The sequence below is a fragment of the Gelidibacter maritimus genome, assembly GCF_014062315.1.
In the GTDB taxonomy this organism is placed as follows: Bacteria; Bacteroidota; Bacteroidia; order Flavobacteriales; family Flavobacteriaceae; genus Gelidibacter; species Gelidibacter maritimus.
Genome location: NZ_JACGLT010000002.1, coordinates 455,221 through 472,631, shown reverse-complemented (window position 1 = coordinate 472,631; position 17,411 = coordinate 455,221). Strand labels below are relative to the sequence as shown.

At 35.3% G+C, this 17,411-nt stretch carries 16 protein-coding genes; all 16 read left to right on the top strand.

From position 1 onward, the window contains the following. The first annotated feature begins 91 nt into the window (after nt 1-91). The 16 genes from H3Z82_RS04310 to H3Z82_RS04235 all read left to right on the top strand — a co-directional run bounded on the left by H3Z82_RS04310 (nt 92) and on the right by H3Z82_RS04235 (nt 17,362). Complete coding sequence (locus H3Z82_RS04310; protein ID WP_182202856.1) at nt 92-958, top strand: M23 family metallopeptidase; 867 nt, start codon at nt 92-94, stop codon at nt 956-958. After that, the gene (locus H3Z82_RS04305; protein WP_182202854.1) at nt 958-2,460 is read left to right on the top strand and encodes a GH3 auxin-responsive promoter family protein; all 1,503 of its coding nucleotides are present in this window, start codon (nt 958-960) and stop codon (nt 2,458-2,460) included. Before H3Z82_RS04310 ends, H3Z82_RS04305 begins: the two co-directional genes overlap by 1 nt. A 29-nt stretch (nt 2,461-2,489) precedes the next feature. Then, the gene (locus H3Z82_RS04300) at nt 2,490-4,175 is read left to right on the top strand and encodes a DUF6909 family protein (protein ID WP_182202851.1); all 1,686 of its coding nucleotides are present in this window, start codon (nt 2,490-2,492) and stop codon (nt 4,173-4,175) included. A 9-nt stretch (nt 4,176-4,184) separates the two neighbouring features. Next, nucleotides 4,185-5,246 carry a hypothetical protein gene (locus H3Z82_RS04295; protein ID WP_182202849.1) on the top strand — a complete coding sequence of 354 codons (1,062 nt, stop codon included), beginning with the start codon at nt 4,185-4,187 and terminating at the stop codon, nt 5,244-5,246. Beyond that, nucleotides 5,236-6,291, top strand: a complete 1,056-nt coding sequence (gene rfbB, locus H3Z82_RS04290) for a dTDP-glucose 4,6-dehydratase (protein ID WP_182202846.1) — start codon at nt 5,236-5,238, stop codon at nt 6,289-6,291. The genes H3Z82_RS04295 and rfbB overlap by 11 nt, the downstream gene beginning before the upstream one ends. A 1-nt stretch (nt 6,292) precedes the next feature. Further along, on the top strand, nt 6,293-7,150 hold the full coding sequence (gene rfbA, locus H3Z82_RS04285) for a glucose-1-phosphate thymidylyltransferase RfbA (protein ID WP_182202844.1): 858 nt from the start codon (nt 6,293-6,295) through the stop codon (nt 7,148-7,150). Between the two features lie 7 nt (nt 7,151-7,157). Next, nucleotides 7,158-7,703, top strand: coding sequence for a dTDP-4-dehydrorhamnose 3,5-epimerase (gene rfbC / locus H3Z82_RS04280; RefSeq protein WP_182202842.1), 546 nt, complete (start codon nt 7,158-7,160; stop codon nt 7,701-7,703). After that, the gene (gene rfbD / locus H3Z82_RS04275; RefSeq protein WP_182202840.1) at nt 7,700-8,563 is read left to right on the top strand and encodes a dTDP-4-dehydrorhamnose reductase; all 864 of its coding nucleotides are present in this window, start codon (nt 7,700-7,702) and stop codon (nt 8,561-8,563) included. The genes rfbC and rfbD overlap by 4 nt, the downstream gene beginning before the upstream one ends. Before the next feature lie 223 nt (nt 8,564-8,786). Further along, complete coding sequence (gene pseB / locus H3Z82_RS04270) at nt 8,787-9,800, top strand: UDP-N-acetylglucosamine 4,6-dehydratase (inverting) (RefSeq protein ID WP_182202837.1); 1,014 nt, start codon at nt 8,787-8,789, stop codon at nt 9,798-9,800. Between the two features lie 5 nt (nt 9,801-9,805). Further along, a complete protein-coding gene (pseC, locus tag H3Z82_RS04265; protein ID WP_182202834.1) occupies nt 9,806-10,954 on the top strand; it encodes a UDP-4-amino-4,6-dideoxy-N-acetyl-beta-L-altrosamine transaminase in 1,149 nt (382 codons plus the stop codon). After that, nucleotides 10,947-11,636: a pseudaminic acid cytidylyltransferase gene (gene pseF, locus H3Z82_RS04260; RefSeq protein WP_182202832.1), complete on the top strand. Its 690-nt coding sequence runs from the start codon at nt 10,947-10,949 to the stop codon at nt 11,634-11,636. Before pseC ends, pseF begins: the two co-directional genes overlap by 8 nt. Beyond that, a complete protein-coding gene (gene pseG, locus H3Z82_RS04255) occupies nt 11,636-12,646 on the top strand; it encodes a UDP-2,4-diacetamido-2,4,6-trideoxy-beta-L-altropyranose hydrolase (protein ID WP_182202830.1) in 1,011 nt (336 codons plus the stop codon). Before pseF ends, pseG begins: the two co-directional genes overlap by 1 nt. Beyond that, nucleotides 12,643-13,512 carry a methionyl-tRNA formyltransferase gene (locus H3Z82_RS04250; RefSeq protein WP_182202828.1) on the top strand — a complete coding sequence of 290 codons (870 nt, stop codon included), beginning with the start codon at nt 12,643-12,645 and terminating at the stop codon, nt 13,510-13,512. The genes pseG and H3Z82_RS04250 overlap by 4 nt, the downstream gene beginning before the upstream one ends. Beyond that, entirely contained in the window at nt 13,509-14,555 is a 1,047-nt protein-coding gene (pseI, locus tag H3Z82_RS04245; RefSeq protein ID WP_182202825.1) for a pseudaminic acid synthase, read from the top strand. The genes H3Z82_RS04250 and pseI overlap by 4 nt, the downstream gene beginning before the upstream one ends. Before the next feature lies 1 nt (nt 14,556). Then, a complete protein-coding gene (locus H3Z82_RS04240; protein ID WP_182202823.1) occupies nt 14,557-15,888 on the top strand; it encodes a capsular polysaccharide export protein, LipB/KpsS family in 1,332 nt (443 codons plus the stop codon). After that, nucleotides 15,869-17,362 carry a tRNA lysidine(34) synthetase gene (locus tag H3Z82_RS04235; protein ID WP_182202821.1) on the top strand — a complete coding sequence of 498 codons (1,494 nt, stop codon included), beginning with the start codon at nt 15,869-15,871 and terminating at the stop codon, nt 17,360-17,362. Before H3Z82_RS04240 ends, H3Z82_RS04235 begins: the two co-directional genes overlap by 20 nt. The last annotated feature ends 49 nt before the right edge of the window (nt 17,363-17,411 follow it).

The following is a 17,411-nucleotide window of genomic DNA, read 5'->3' as shown; positions in this document are numbered from 1 at the left end:
TTTAATAATTAAACTTCAAATTATGCGTTAAAAACAAACTTTAGATGAAAGACAATCTAGATTGGCTTAATTTTATTTAATTTTGTTCGGCATGACCACTAGAAAAAAAGAGAAAAAATTTACTAAAAAACTACTTCATAAGTACCGTTTGGTTGTACTCAATGAAGATACTTTTGAGGAGCGCTTTGCTATTAAACTAACGCGCTTAAATGTGTTTGTTATCGTTTCTTTAGGTAGTATTCTGCTGGTGTTAGGAACTATCATTTTAATCGCCTTTACGCCATTAAGAGAATATATTCCGGGGTATTCTTCGGCTAAACTAAAAAAACAAGCAACCCAGCTCAGTTTCACAACAGATTCCTTGAAACAGGTTATTGATGTTAACGAAAAGTATTTTGCTTCCATTAAACGTGTGCTTACAGGCGATGTGAAAACTGTGGAGTTTAATAAAGATTCCATTTTAAACGCTTTTAATGAAGAAGCGGGTCAGTTGACCGTAAAGCCGACCAAACAAGATTCGATATTGCGAGAAAAAGTAGATAAGGAGGATAAATATAACTTTTTTGAATCGGCTATATCCGCCTCCAACTTTGTATTGTTTCCTCCGGTTAACGGAACCATTTCAGAAGGCTATAATGTTGAAGAAAAGCATTATGCCGTCGATATTGTTGTTGCTAAAAACACACCGGTTAAAGCCACTGCAGATGGCACGGTTATCTTTGCGGAGTGGACATCAGAAACCGGTTATGTAGTCATTATCGAGCACAGTTATGAACTTATTTCGGTATATAAACATAATGCCTCGTTGACCAAAGAACAAGGTGATATTGTTAAAGCCGGTGAAGTTGTTGCCATGGCCGGAAGTACTGGTGAACTTTCTACAGGACCACATTTGCATTTTGAATTATGGAGCAAAGGGTATCCCATTAATCCAACTAATTTTATAGATTTTAAATAATGTTCACAATAAAATCTGTTCTTGCCAAAGTCTTTGCTCATTATGTTAGAAAATCGGTTTTAAAATGGGCAAACAACCCTATTGAAACCCAGGAAGCGGTTTTCAAAAACCTAATCCAAGAAGCGAAGGATACTCAGTTTGGAAAGGATCATGATTTTACGACTATTGCATCGCATTCCGATTTTATTTCACGTGTTCCCGTGCGCGATTATGAAGATCTAAAACCTTATGTGGAGCGGGTAGTTGCGGGAGAAACTGATATTTTATGGAAAGGCAAGCCGCTCTATTTTGCAAAAACTTCAGGAACGACTTCGGGATCAAAATACATTCCCATTACCAAAGAAAGCATGCCTACCCATGTTGAAGCCGCCCGAAACGCGATTCTCATGTACATTTCTGAAACTGGCAATTCGGAATTTGTAGATGGAAAAATGATTTTTCTTCAAGGCAGTCCAATTTTAAATGAACAAAATGGGATTCAATTGGGGCGTCTATCTGGTATCGTTGCGCATTATGTACCAAAATACCTTCAAAAAAACAGGATGCCTTCATGGGAAACCAATTGTATTGAAGATTGGGAAACAAAAGTAGAGGCTATTGTCGATGAAACCCTCCCGGAAAACATGACGGTCATTTCAGGAATTCCATCTTGGGTGCAGATGTATTTTGAAAAAATTAACCAAAGAACAGGTCAAAAAGTAGGTGACGTTTTCAAGAACTTTAATCTGTTTATTTTTGGTGGCGTAAACTATGAACCTTATCGCGCAAAATTTGAGAGTCTCATTGGACGAAAGGTTGATAGCATAGAACTCTATCCCGCCAGTGAAGGGTTTTTTGCCTACCAAGATCGGCAGGGGCAAAAAGGCATGCTGCTACAATTAAATTCGGGTATTTTTTATGAATTTATAAAAGCCGATGAGTTTTTTGATGAAGACCCAAGACGTTTGACCATTGCGGATGTGGAATTGAACATCAATTATGTCATGATTATTTCAACAACAGCTGGGCTATGGGCCTATAATATTGGAGACACAATCCAGTTTACCTCACTAAAACCCTATCGGGTTATTGTCTCAGGGCGGATTAAACACTTTATTTCGGCCTTTGGTGAACATGTCATCGGTAAGGAAGTTGAACAGGCACTTCAAGATGCTATTGCGGGTTCCAACATTCAAGTTTCAGAATTTACGGTGGCGCCACAAATCACTCCGCCCAGCGGATTGCCATTTCATGAATGGTTTATTGAATTTGAAAATGAGCCTGATAATTTATCAGATTTGGCAGAAAGGATTGAAATATCGCTTCAAAAGCAAAACAGCTATTATTTAGATTTGATCCGAGGAAAAGTGTTACAGTCTTTAAAAATTACGAGAGTCAAAAAAGGTGGTTTTCAAGAGTATATGAAATCTGTAGGCAAACTAGGAGGACAAAATAAACTGCCCAGGCTTTCAAATGATCGAAAAATAGCAGACGCCATAACCGACCAAAATTTAACTAAATAATCCTATCTTTACCAGCTAAATACGAACTTATGAATAAAAAGCATCATGCCAGGACGAGAGCTCAGGAAAGCTCAAATGCCATTGAGAGAATGTATATTACAATGCGCCATTTGTTTAATCGTGGTTTTTACAAACCTATGGGCGTTTCTGGCGAAACCCTTCGGGAGTCATTATTACTTTTAAGACCTGAAATTTATGGGTCCATTGGAGATGAAAAAGCAGAGTTGGAAGGTCTGCTTTATGTTGTTGATAGACTGCCATACGGGATTGAAGAATGCACTTTTATTAACTTGACGAGTGATGAGGGGTATACCAATTCACATTTTAAAGCCATTATTCCTCCAAAAAGAAGACGAAATTGTTTCCGGATTGATAAAGAGCAGATGAATATAGAGATCACACGTGGTCGTTCAGAAATCTATGATATTTTAACCCATTTGACCTTTATGTTTGTGGAGTCTCACAAAATTAGCAAGCGGGTTCTTATTGATGAAGAGGGGACAACAACGCGTGATTGGTTAAAACTGGAGAAAGCGGTGCTTTCCAACCAGGAATTGACACAAGAAGAGCGTGAGATTGCCATTGCACATACTGCAAATATTTTGGGCAGGACCTTTAATGAACTGACCACAATGTACAGTTCTTTTGCCTTACCTGACCAACCGGAACGTTTTTTACATTTAATCTATTGGCTCGGGAAACTAGCTATTGAGGAAGTGGTCAATAACAAAGGACGAACGGTAACTTTTAGCCCAGTGCTTCGAGAGCGTTTGGGCCATCATATCCATGGCGAAATTTGGTCTGATACGATTAAGGAAGCCTTAATGAAGAATGGACTAATTGATCGACCTATCCACGTCATCAGTGCAAATATGCACAGTGTGATGAATTCTATTTTTGCACCTCAAGCATTAAAGAGCTTGACTGCTAAAAAGAGCATTTTTGAAGTTTATGAAGCGCTAAGTCAAAAGGAAAATCAGGACATGCGAAATAAAGTTACCAAAGAGGCCTTATCAAAGGGTATGATTTACATTCCAGATACCTCGGGTACCAATATAGACGTACAAATTTTTGATACGGCCAAGATCGATTTTAAGAAAACAGATTTGGAAGCTTCTAAGGTGTTTGACGATTCAGAAAAACCTGTTCTTTTTGTCATGGATTACGCTTTTGGAGAACAAGCTTACGAAACTATTGATGAGCTGCTAAAACCGATTAAAACAAAGGATAAACAGATTCATTTAAATATTGATTCTATATCCATTATGGGCAAAGCCGGAATTTTAGAAGGAGGCAAAGGTGATATTATGATTCCGTCGGCGCATATTTTTGAAGGTACTGCAGATAATTACCCGTTGGAGAACCAACTTTCCAAATCCGATCTTGAGGGGCATGGTATTGATGTGTATGAAGGGACCATGATTACCGTATTAGGAACTTCGCTTCAAAATAAAGAGATCTTAAAATTCTTTTTCAATTCCACGTGGAATGTTATTGGATTGGAAATGGAAGGTGCACATTACCAAAAGGCAATCCAGGCAGCTTCAAAAGTTAGAGGCAGTATTAACCCCGATGTTAAGGTAAGATATGCCTATTATGCCAGTGATAATCCTTTAGAAACAGGCAGCACTTTAGCTTCCGGTGGATTGGGAACATCGGGTGTAAAACCAACGTATTTGATTACGAGAAAAATATTACATCAAATATTCAACTAATTAAAAGCTATGAATGAAGATTTAAGAAAAAATCAGCCCCAAAGTGATGAGGTTGATTTGGGCCAATTATTTAATGCAATTGGAAGGCTTTTTGAGCGTTTTTTCCGGTTTATAGGCTCTATACTTACTGCCATATTTAGCTTTATTATATTTGTTTTAAAAGTTGTCATTGACAACTTTAAACTGATCCTGGTAGTGATGATCATTGCTTCTGTATTAGGATTTTTGATGGAGAAACGGAAGGTAGACGTATACACTTCCCAAATGTTGGTCAAACCTTACTTTGATTCTAAATACCAATTGGTCAGTAATATTAACTACTTCAATACACTGATTAGTACCCAAGGTTATACAGAGTTGTCAACTATCTTTGATATTTCTGAAGAATCGGCTAAAGAACTCAGGTCTTTTGACGTACAACCCGGACCAGAAAGTGATAATGAAAAAGTAAAGGCCTATGGTGAATTTCTTGAGTCTATAGATTCATTAAGCGCTACAACTTTTACCTATAATGAGTTTATTGAAAATAGAGATATCTTTACAGGAGATCTTTTTGAGATTAATGTTGAATCGACCAAAAAGGATATTTTTAAAAGTTTGGAAAAGGGCTTAAATAGCACATTTAAAAATGAATATTCCGAGCGCTTGAAACAGAAAAGAGATACGTTGCTTGAAATTCAAAAATCAAACATTCTGGCGACTTTAAATGCGGTCGATTCGCTTAGCAAAGTTTATATCTCAGTTCTACAAGAAGAATCCCGTAAAGGCGCAACCAAAATCAGTTTTGGAGAAGGTCTTTCATTAGAACCTGAAAGCAAATCTAAAACCAAAGAATTTGAGTTACTCGAAAGAGAAATTGAATTAAGAGAAAGATTAACGCGGTTGGAAGAAGTAAAAGTACAACGTGATACGTATTTTGACATGGTTTCCGGTTTTCAAGAGGTTGGCGCAAAAACCGCCAAATTCACGGAAAAATATGTTATTCTATTTCCTTTGATCGGGTTTATTGTATTAACTATAATATTTATTGTTAGCCGAACTATTAAATTTGTTAGAGGTTATGGTAGATAAAACTTCAATTTTAATTACTGGAGGCGCTGGTTTTATTGGGTCTCATGTAGTTAGATTGTTTTTACATAAATACTCAGATTATCAAATTTATAATCTCGATAACCTTACTTATGCAGGAAATCTGGAGAATCTTAAAGATGTTGAAAATGCTCCTAACTATCATTTTATAAAAGGTGATATAGCGCAATCGGCTTTTGTTGACTCTTTATTTGAAAGCTATAAATTTGATAAGGTTATTCATTTGGCTGCAGAGTCTCACGTGGATCGATCTATAACAGATCCGATGGCTTTTGTTAAAACAAATGTTATGGGCACCATTAATTTGCTCAATGCTTTTAAGGGACTTTGGAAAGATAATTTCAATGATAAGCTTTTTTATCACATCAGCACAGATGAAGTCTATGGCAGCTTGGGTCAAGACGGTCTTTTCACGGAAGAGACATCCTATGACCCCAATTCGCCTTATTCCGCATCTAAAGCAAGTTCAGATCATTTTGTAAGGGCCTACGGCGAAACTTATGGATTGCCATATATCATATCCAACTGTTCCAATAATTATGGCCCGAATCAGTTTCCTGAAAAATTAATTCCGCTGTTTATAAATAATATCATTCATAATAAACCATTACCGGTGTATGGCGATGGTAATTATACACGAGATTGGCTCTATGTTTTAGATCATGCACATGCCATTGATGTCGCATTTCATAACGGAAAATATGGTGAGACGTATAATATTGGCGGATTTAATGAGTGGAAAAATATCGAATTGGTTAAATTATTATGTCGTCAAATGGATGTAGAATTGAATCGAGAAAAAGGCACTTCTGAAAAACTGATCACTTATGTAAAAGACCGTCCGGGACATGATTTTAGGTATGCTATTGACGCTACAAAAATCAAGAATGAATTGGGGTGGACACCTTCTCTAACATTTGAAGAAGGATTGAAAAAAACAATTCGCTGGTATTTGGATAATGAAGCGTGGTTAAAAAGTGTGACGAGTGGTGCCTATCAAAATTATTATAAACAGCAATACAGTTGAAATGAAAGGAATAATATTAGCTGGGGGTTCTGGTACACGTTTACATCCGTTGACCTTGTCTGTAAGTAAGCAATTAATGCCTATTTATGACAAACCCATGATTTATTATCCCTTATCAACATTAATGTATTCGGGTATCAATGAGATTCTCATAATTTCGACACCGAAAGATTTGCCGCTTTTTAAAGAACTTTTAGGAGATGGCAAAAAGTATGGTTGTAGATTTGAATACGCGGTGCAAGAGGCGCCGAATGGACTTGCAGAAGCTTTTATTATAGGGGCGGATTTTATTGGTACAGATAAAGTTGCACTGATCTTGGGTGATAATATTTTTTATGGTTCAGGATTGTCTGAATTATTGCAAGCTAATAGTAGTCCGGAAGGCGGTATTATTTATGCCTATCATGTCAATGATCCAGAACGTTATGGTGTGGTTGAGTTTGATGATTGTGGAAATGCTATTTCCATAGAAGAAAAGCCTAAATCCCCGAAGTCCAATTATGCGGTTCCGGGAATTTATTTTTATGACAATTCAGTCGTTGACATTGTGAAGCATATCAAACCGAGTAAAAGGGGTGAACTTGAAATAACCGATATCAATCAGGCCTATTTAAAAGAAGGAAAATTAAGCGTCAGTATTTTAGATCGTGGAACGGCGTGGCTAGACACCGGTACGTTTAAATCGCTTATGCAAGCATCGCAATTTGTTCAGGTTATAGAAGAACGTCAAGGCCTCAAAATAGGTTCAATTGAAGAGGCAGCTTATAAAATGGGGTTTATTGATAAAACCCAATTGCACATTTTGGCAGAGCCTCTTTTAAAAAGTGGATACGGAAAGCATTTGTTAGAATTAAAATAATCAGCTATTGGAAATAGAGCAAACATACTTAAATGACTGTTATTTAATGAAGCCGAAAGTCTTTGCAGATGACCGGGGTGTTTTTTTTGAAACGTTCAACAAGAGACAATTCTTTAAGTTAACCGGAGTATCAATTGATTTTGTTCAAGATAACCAGTCTATATCTCAAAAAGGTGTTTTAAGAGGATTACATTTCCAAACAGGAGATTTTGAGCAAGCCAAATTGGTGAGGGTAGTTACAGGTAGCGTATTGGACGTAGCCGTTGATATTAGACCTCATTCCAGTACTTTTGGTCAGCACTTTTCTGTTGTATTAAGTGCTGAGAATAATCGGCAAGTATATATTCCACGTGGTTTTGCACATGGGTTTCTGGTTTTGGAGGATCATACTATCTTTTCCTATAAATGTGATAATTATTATCATAAACCTTCAGAAAGAGGTATCATTTTTAATGACCAATCAATAAATATCGATTGGCAGTTTCCTGAAAATCAAATGATTATTTCCGATAAAGATAAAGTGCTTCCACTCTTCGAAAATTTGATCAAATGAAAACTCGAGTTCTCGTCACCGGAGGGAGTGGACAATTAGGTCAATCTATTCAATCTATAGCGCTACAGCAGTCATCCTTAGAGTTTCTGTTTTGTGACAAAAACATGCTAGACATAACAAATTCAGAGCACGTCTTATCCTTTTTTAAGACAAATAAAATAGATTGGTGTATAAATTGCGCGGCCTACACAAATGTAGATAAGGCTGAGGTAAATCAGGATCAGGCTTATCAAATCAACGTTTTGGGTGCGAAAAATATTGCTAAGGCTTGTCAGGTATATAATGTGAAATTAATTCACATCTCTACAGATTTCGTCTTTGACGGCCAGAGCAATAAACCTTATACTGAAACGGATATAACCAATCCAATTAATACTTATGGTAGAACCAAGTTGCAAGGTGAAGCCGAGATTGCCTCTATTTTTGACAATTTTTTTATTATAAGAACCTCTTGGTTATATTCTGAATTTGGACATAACTTTATGAAAACGATGTTGAGGTTGTCTTCAGAAAAAGAGCTCATACGGGTTGTTGATGATCAAATTGGAACACCTACTTATGCGGGAGATATAGCAGAAGCCCTTATAAAACTAATACTGGATGATACATCGAATTACGGTATTTTCCATTTCGCCAATCATGGAGAAGTCAGTTGGTTTGAGTTTGCAAAGGCTATTTTTGAGCAGACTCACAGCTCTGTTATTTTAGAACCAATTTTTTCAAGAGATTACATTACTTTGGCTAAAAGACCAGCTTATAGCGTTTTGGACACCTCCAAGGCATCAGAAGAGATGGATATTGCAATTCCATTTTGGAAAGACAGCTTAAGTAAGGCAATTCAGAATTTTGAAGATAGCTAATCTTATATAAGTAACCTAACCGTATTACTTTCGAGATAAAACACTTGGTTTTTTATGATTTAAAATGATTGTCATTACTTCGAAATCAACAACCATTTGATTCTTATATAGCTTTCATTCGGAGGTTATTATCAGGGGTCTAATACATCTATTATCAACTATTTTTGTTGCTAAAATAGAATACTATCGTACTTTTGCCAAGACGTAATTTAAAACCAACTTAATGTTTACACTAAAAGGGAAATCGCTATTAATTACTGGCGGAACAGGTTCTTTAGGAAAGGCTTTAACCCACCATATTCTTTCTCAGTATCCTGATATTAGAAGACTCATTATCTATTCTAGAGATGAACAGAAACAGTTCCATATGGCTCAAGAGTTTCCTGTTGAAAAATATCCTCAAATTCGCTATTTCATAGGGGATGTAAGAGATAAAGATCGGATGTTAAGAGCATTTCAAGGTGTGGAATATGTCATTCATGCTGCGGCCATGAAACATGTTCATATTGCAGAATACAACCCTGATGAATGCATTAAAACCAATATTGGAGGGGCCGAGAACGTTGTTGACGCTTGTCTTAAAACTAAAGTGGAGCGTGTGGTGGCACTCTCAACAGACAAGGCTTGCGCACCAATCAACCTTTATGGAGCTACCAAACTTACGTCAGATAAACTATTTATTGCAGCCAATAATATAAGAGGTGAAAATCCTATTCGGTTTTCCGTTGTGAGGTATGGTAATGTTATGGGGTCTAACGGATCGGTCATTCCTTTTTTCATCAATAAGAAGAAAGAAACAAATGTTTTGCCAATAACAGACCCAAATATGACCCGCTTTAACATCTCACTTCAAGGTGGCGTTGACATGGTCATGCATGCTTTAGAGCACGCTTGGGGCGGCGAATTATTTGTTCCTAAAATACCATCTTATAAAATTATGGATGTCGCAAATGCAATTGGTCAGGATTGTGAGAAACCAATAATTGGAATCCGACCAGGAGAAAAGGTTCATGAAGAAATGATTACATCTTCCGATTCTTTTTATACCTATGATCTTGGTAAATATTATACTATTCTACCGCCAACGCACAAATGGAGCTTGGATGAGTTTGTGGCAGTATTTAACGCTAAAAAAGTACCCAATGGCTTCAGTTATAATTCTGGTGAGAATAAAGAGTGGGAAACTGTAGAAAGCTTGCGTCAACTTATAAAAGAGCATGTTGATCCTAACATATAAAAGGAATGAAGAACGCGATACCTTACGGAAGACAGCTCATTCAACAAGATGACATTGATGCTGTTGTAGAAACATTAACTGCCGATTTTTTGACCCAAGGACCAAAGGTGAAGGAGTTTGAAGATAAGTTTGCAGATTATATTGGTGCCAAATATGCCGTAGCGGTCAATAATGCCACATCGGGATTGCATCTCTCAGTATTGGCTCTAGATTTAAAACCTGGTGAACGTGTTATTACAACACCCATCACTTTTGCTGCCTCTGCCAACTGTATAAGATATGCGGGAGGTGAGGTTTGGTTTGCTGATATAGACCCTGATACTTATTTGCTTTCTCTTGATAGTACCAAGAAGCTTATTGAAAGTAAACCCAAAGGCTTTTTTAAAGGAATCATTCCAGTGGATTTTGCTGGCTTACCAATTAATTTAGAGGCTTTCAGAAGATTAGCGGATGATCATGGCCTCTGGATTATAGAAGATGCTTGTCATGCACCTGGAGGCTACTTTATGGACTCAACTGGAAAGAAGCAAAGGTGTGGCAATGGAGCTTATGCTGATATTGGTGTTTTTTCATTTCACCCAGTAAAGCATATTGCTTGTGGTGAAGGAGGCATGGTGACGACCAATTCAGAAGAACTTTACAAAAAAATTTCTCTATTGAGGACTCACGGAATTACCAAAGAAGATATGACTGAAGATCATGGCGGTTGGTTTTATGAGATGCAAGCACTTGGTTATAATTATAGGTTGACTGACATACAATCAGCTTTGGGAATTACACAACTCGCCAAAAATAAAGACGGGGTAGCCAGAAGAAACCAAATAGCAAATACGTATAAAAATGCTTTTAAAGGTAAAATAAAGTTTCAAAGTTTGCCCGAAAATACGCTCAATGCGCATCATTTATTTGTTATTGAAGTCGATGACAGGAAAGGATTATATGACTTTTTAAGAAGTCAAAATGTTTTTGCTCAAATACATTATATTCCAGTTCATACGCTACCTTATTATAAAGAAATTGGTTATCAAGCGGCTGATCTAACATCTGCTGAAAACTATTATTCTAAATGTATTAGTTTGCCAATGTACCCTAGTTTAACAGATGATGAGCAAAACTTTGTAATAGAAAAAGTGTTATCTTATACCAATGGGTAATTTAGCAATTATACCTGCAAGAGGAGGAAGTAAACGTATACCAAGAAAAAATATTAAGCATTTTCTAGGAAAGCCTATTATAGCATATTCTATTGAGGCGGCATTAAACAGTAAATTGTTTGATGAAGTTATGGTATCTACAGACGATAATGAAATTGCTAAAGTTGCTAAAACTTATGGTGCGAACGTGCCTTTTTTGAGAAGTGCTGAAAATTCCAATGATTACGCAGTTTTGGCTGACGTTGTTGAAGAAGTACGCCAGGAGTACTTAAAAAAGACTAAAGTTTTTGAAAACATCTGTTGTATTTTACCGACAGCCCCTTTTTTAACACCATCTAAACTTGCAGCAGCGTATTCTAAACTAGTTGAAAATGATCTTGATAGTGTGTTTCCCGTTTTAGAGTTTTCATTTCCCATTCAGCGAGCCCTTCAAATGGACAATCATAGAGTAACTATGATTTATGACCAACATTTGAATACGCGATCTCAAGACTTAGTTCCAAGGTACCATGATTCCGGTCAGTTTTATTGGTTAAAGGAATCTGCATTTAGCACAAAACAAAGACTGCTTACCAATAACTCAGGGGCCATTATCATCTCGCAACTGGAAGCTCAAGATATAGACACTGAAACAGATTGGAAGTTGGCCGAGATGAAGTATAAACTCATTCAAGGTTTATAATGGCTAAGAAAATACTTTTTAGAGCAGACGGCAATACAGAAACTGGTTTAGGACATCTATATCGTTTGTTTGCTTTGGTTGAAATATACAAAGAACAGTATCAGTTTGTTTTTCTGACAAAGCAAAATTCTATTTTAGACATTATCCCGAAAGATTATTTGTTAGCAACCATACCTGATGAGATTAAAATGTCTGATGAGCCTCAATGGATACATTCTCATTTTCCGCCTCAAAAATATATTCTTATTGCAGATGGCTATCAATTTACCGCCACATATCAGCAACAGATAAAAAACAGAGGGTACAGTTTAATTTACATTGATGATTTAGCAACTGATCATATGTATGCAGATGTTGTTATCAACCATTCGCCCTATATTCAAGAAGGACATTATAAAAAAGAAGCCTATACAAGATTGGCCTTAGGAACTCAATATGCCCTATTGCGTCCGCTTTTTTTAGAGTCAGCTAAGCTGAATAGGGAAGTCAACTCAATTCATAGTGCTTTTGTTTGTTTTGGTGGTGCGGACCCATTTAATTTAACCATAAAGGCAGTTAAAGCACTATTGGAGATTCAAAATTTTAAAAATATATATGTCGTTTTGGGTGGCGCCTATAAACACGATGATATTTTTAAATTAGAAGAAGAACATTCCGATAGGATAAAAATATACAACAATCTTTCAGAGGATAATCTCGTTAAAACCATGGAACAATGCAATTTTGCTATCGCACCTGCAAGTACCATATTGTACGAGCTTTGCTGTGTTAAAATGCCAGTCCTCAGTGGCTTTTATGTAGATAATCAGGAATTGATTTATAAAGGGTTTTTAAATCATAATGCCATTATTGATGGTGGAAATTTTCAAAACTATCAAGTTTCTAATTTTATCGATCATCTAAAGTTAATTGTTTACAATCAACAATTGAATCATTATATTATGGCTCAGAAAGCATTATTTGATGATAAAATATCAGAGAGGCACTTAAATATTATTAAAAAACTATGATAACTATTGGTGTACTTTGCAGTGGAAACTTGGGATTGTCTACGCTTACCAAAATGGTTGAGGATTACCCTGTCCAATTTGTATTAACGGACCGTAATTCTACTGGAATTATAAATTTTGCAATTAAAAATAACATTCCTTTTTATGCTGGAAACCCGAGAAATGGTAAGGGCCATAGTTTTATAAAAGCCTATAATGTGGAGGTTATAATCTCTATTAATTATTTGTTTCTAATTGAAGAAGATATAATTAATCATTCAAACAGACTAACCTTTAATATACACGGCTCTTTATTGCCAAAGTATAGAGGTAGAACACCGCATGTATGGGCAATAATCAACGGTGAAACGCTAACGGGTGTAACAGCGCACTTAATAGATTCAGGCTGTGATACAGGTAAGATCATTCATCAGATTGAAATTCCTATAAATGCCGACGATACTGGCGCTACAATGCTTGAAAAGTATGCTCAGGTCTATTATCCGCTTATCACTAAAGTATTATATGATGTGTCGGTAGGTCAATTAATCCTCAAGGATCAAATTGAGGAAGATGCTTCCTATTTTGGAAAACGTACTCCGGACGACGGCGAAATTAATTGGGGTTGGAACAAAGAGGCTATTAGAAACTGGGTAAGAGCCCAAGCAGACCCCTATCCTGGTGCTTTCACATATTATGACAATCAAAAAGTAATTATCGATAAAGTCTCAATTTCAGACTTAGCTAATTATGACAATTATACTAATGGACAAATTATACAGATAAAACCCAAGGTTCTGGTTAAGGCCAAAAACGGTATTCTACAGTTGGATGCCATAAGGACGGAAAACTGTACTTTTGTACTTGGAAAAATACTCGGAAAATGAAAATAGGAAATAGGACTATAGGTGAAAATAACCCTTGTTTTATCATAGCAGAATTATCAGCCAATCATAATGGACAATTGGAAGTAGCAATTGAAACTATTAGAGCGGCCAAAAGAACTGGCGCAGATGCGATAAAACTGCAAACTTATACACCAGATACCTTAACCATAAACTGTAACAATGAACACTTTAAAATAGGTGGTGGTACACTTTGGGATGGGAAAACCCTATACGAGCTTTATGGAGAAGCTTATACGCCTTGGGAATGGCATAAGAAACTATTTGAAGTGGCAGCAGAGGAAGGTTTGATTTGTTTTTCGTCACCTTTTGATAATTCTGCTGTTGACTTTCTTGAAGAGTTAAATGTACCAGCGTACAAAATAGCATCATTTGAAATTCAAGATATACCATTAATTGAGTATGTCGCTTCCAAAGGAAAACCTATTATTATATCAACTGGAATTGCAGAGGAGGCCGACATAAAGTTAGCGGTAGATACATGTAGAAAGGTTGGGAATAACGATATCATACTTTTAAAATGTACCTCAGCCTATCCAGCACCTTTGGAGTTGGCAAATTTAAATACCATACCGGATTTAAGGATGCGTTTTGATGTTGAAGTTGGTTTTAGTGATCATACCTATGGATCTCTAGCACCTATAGTGGCTACTACATTGGGAGCCAAGGTTATTGAGAAACATTTTATTTTGGATAAATCAATTGGTGGTCCTGATGCAGACTTCTCATTAGATGTTGCAGAGTTTACAGAAATGGTAAATAAAGTAAGAGATACTGAGAAATTGTTAGGAAACGTATCGTATGAAATCTCTGAAAAAGTTAAGAACAACAAAAAATTTGCGAGGTCACTTTTTGTCGTACAGAACGTCAAATCTGGAGACATTATTTCGAAAAATAATGTGCGATCCATTCGTCCAGGCTATGGCGTGCACCCCAAATATTTTAATGACATATTGGGAAAAAAGTTTAATGTTAACGTTAATAGAGGAGAACCATTATCTTTAACAATGGTAGAAAACTTTTAGAATGAAATTACTGTTTATAGAAAATAGGCATAAAACGTTCCTTTTTGAATTAATTACTAATCAATTAGGCAAAAACGGTCATGAAATCCATTGGCTTATTCAGAATAAACAATTTATACCTTCAGGAAATGCTAAGAAGTATATTATTGATTATCCATCCACCGAGATAAATGGGTATAAAAAAGATCAAGCTATTGAAGATATTATTAAAAGCGACCGGCAGTTCAATCATTTTAATAAACAAGACACCTCTTACTTTTATTATTACAATGATAAAATAGAACGCTATTTAAAGGAACTTAAACCAGATTTTGTTTTTGGGGAGTCTACAGCTTTTCATGAATTATTAACCATAAATAACTGCAAAAAGCAACAAATACTTTATTTAAATCCATCAACGTGTAGATATCCAACTGGGCGCTTTTCGTTTTATAAATATAACACTCTAGAACCTTATCTGGGTAGTATGGAGGTGCTTTCAGATAAAGATGCAAATGCTATTATAGATCAAATCGTTAATAGAAAAACAACTCCTGACTATATGAAGCCCTCACCTGCTTCTAAACGAACAATTATAAAAGATAAAGCTATAAAAATATATAGCTATGCTAAAGGTGAAAAATATAATACCCCAAGTCCATTAACTAAATATAGATTAGAAAAAGAAAAAGAAAACAATATTAAACTTTGGGATGCTTTTGCGAAAGATAAAATAGATGTTGAAAATAAAACCATTTTGCTTTACCCCCTACAAATGCAACCTGAAGCTAATATTGATGTATGGGGACATGAACACAGAAACCAGTTACAACTAATAAAATCGATCAGTAATTTAATTCCGAAGAACGTCGTATTAGTAGTAAAACCCAATCCAAAATCTAAATATGAGTTATCGAGAGATTTGGTTGACTATGTTCAAAATTCGTCAAACATTATTGCCTTACAGCACAAAGTAAAAATGGATGAGGTTTTTCCTCATGTGGATCTTGTTGTCACAGTTACAGGAACCATTGCCATTGAATGTATCTTGAGCAATAAACCAGTGGTCACAATGACTAAAACAATTAACAATTGTGCAAAAAGCTGTATTTATATTAAAAATATAACTACTGAATTACAAAAAATTATAGATACCGTAAATAACAACACGTTTCACAGAAACACAAACCAAGAAAAAATTAATTTCATTAATGCACTTAATGCCACCAGTTATAAGGGTGTTATTTCAGATCCATTCAGTGATAAAAACTGCATCTCTGCAAATAATATCGAACTCGTTACTTCAGCATTTATTAATGTTATAGAAAAACAGCATGGTCAGAAAAACATTTAAACTAACCAACAGAATTGTTGATATAAATATTTTTGATACCGCTTTCCATGAAGAAGATAATTGTTTCTTTTTTGGACATCCTCTAGATTATATAAAAAATTCAGATTACAATACAATTAAAGGGCCGTGGCTAAAAATAACTATAAAGAAAGATGAGGTTGTAGTTGTAACAGATATCATTGGAACTTATAGACTTTATTATTTAAGCGCAGAAAACTTTATATATATATCCGACAATTATAGTTTTTTATTAGGTAAAATTTCCGAGATTAAAATCAACAAAATAGAGTATGAATATTGGAAAAAGCATGATTACACTACTGGAGGAAAAACCTTGTTTGTTGGGGTAAACAAATTTAAGCCTGCAACCGAAAATATTATTAAAGACAATAGCTTTGAAGAAAATCTATATTTTAAAAACTTGCCTCGAGAATATAATAGCATAAGACATACCGAAATGGTTTTTACAGATTTAGATCACACCTTCGACTTAATAAAAAAAACGAACACGAAAGTTGTTTTGATGTTTTCTGGAGGTAAGGATTCATGTCTTTTAGCCTTATTTTTAAAAAAACAAGATATAGATTTCGTTTCAGTCTTTTTAAAGTTAGAGCCAACCTTTACCCAGGCATATCTTGATTATCAAAAAGTATTACAAGTATCGGAAGCCTTAGGTATAAAGACTGATATTATTACCGTTAAAGTCAACTCTTTTTCAAAAGATGAAAGTAATAAAATTCATCAAGTTCAATTACTTGATAAACATTTTACGGCCATTCATTACAGAGGAGCCGAGGAGATAAAAAAGGCCTACGGATCAGATATTCTGATTCTGAATGGGTCAACCTCTGATAGTATTTTTACATTTGGACCATCCGAGAATAGTAAGATAAGTTACTTACGGCGTAACATTATGTTTAACTCTAAATCCTTAATTTCCAAAATAGCAGTTCAGTTTTTAAATCTAAAAGCGAGACGTCATTTCAGATTAGGTAAAAACGAAGACGAGTTACTTCTTGCTTTAATGGACGAGTATAAGTATTGTCGCGTTTTGGATAAAGAAAAAGATGAAGATTATTATGATTATTTATTAAAACAACTATCCTTTGCCAAGAAGGTATTGACCACATTCAATAGTATGGAGATGTATACTAAAACCTATACGTTTTTACAAGGATCAACTCAACAGGTAATACATAATAGTTGTAGGTTTCATAAACTAAAATATATTATGCCATTTGCTTCACCCGGAGTAATTTACGCGACAATGAAGTATAGAAATGATAAATTAGAAATAACACAACCAAAATACTGTGTTGAGAGAATCCTAAAAGAAAAATTTAATTTTGATTATAATAATATCAAGTTAGATTATAATAATCAAACATTCAGTTATAATTTAGATGAATTAAGAAAAAACGTCAATGAAGAATTCGAAAAATGTTTATCTGCAAGCATTTCAAAAACCAATTAACTAAACTCGAGATAACATAGAACGATCAACATGTTGTATTAGGGTTGTC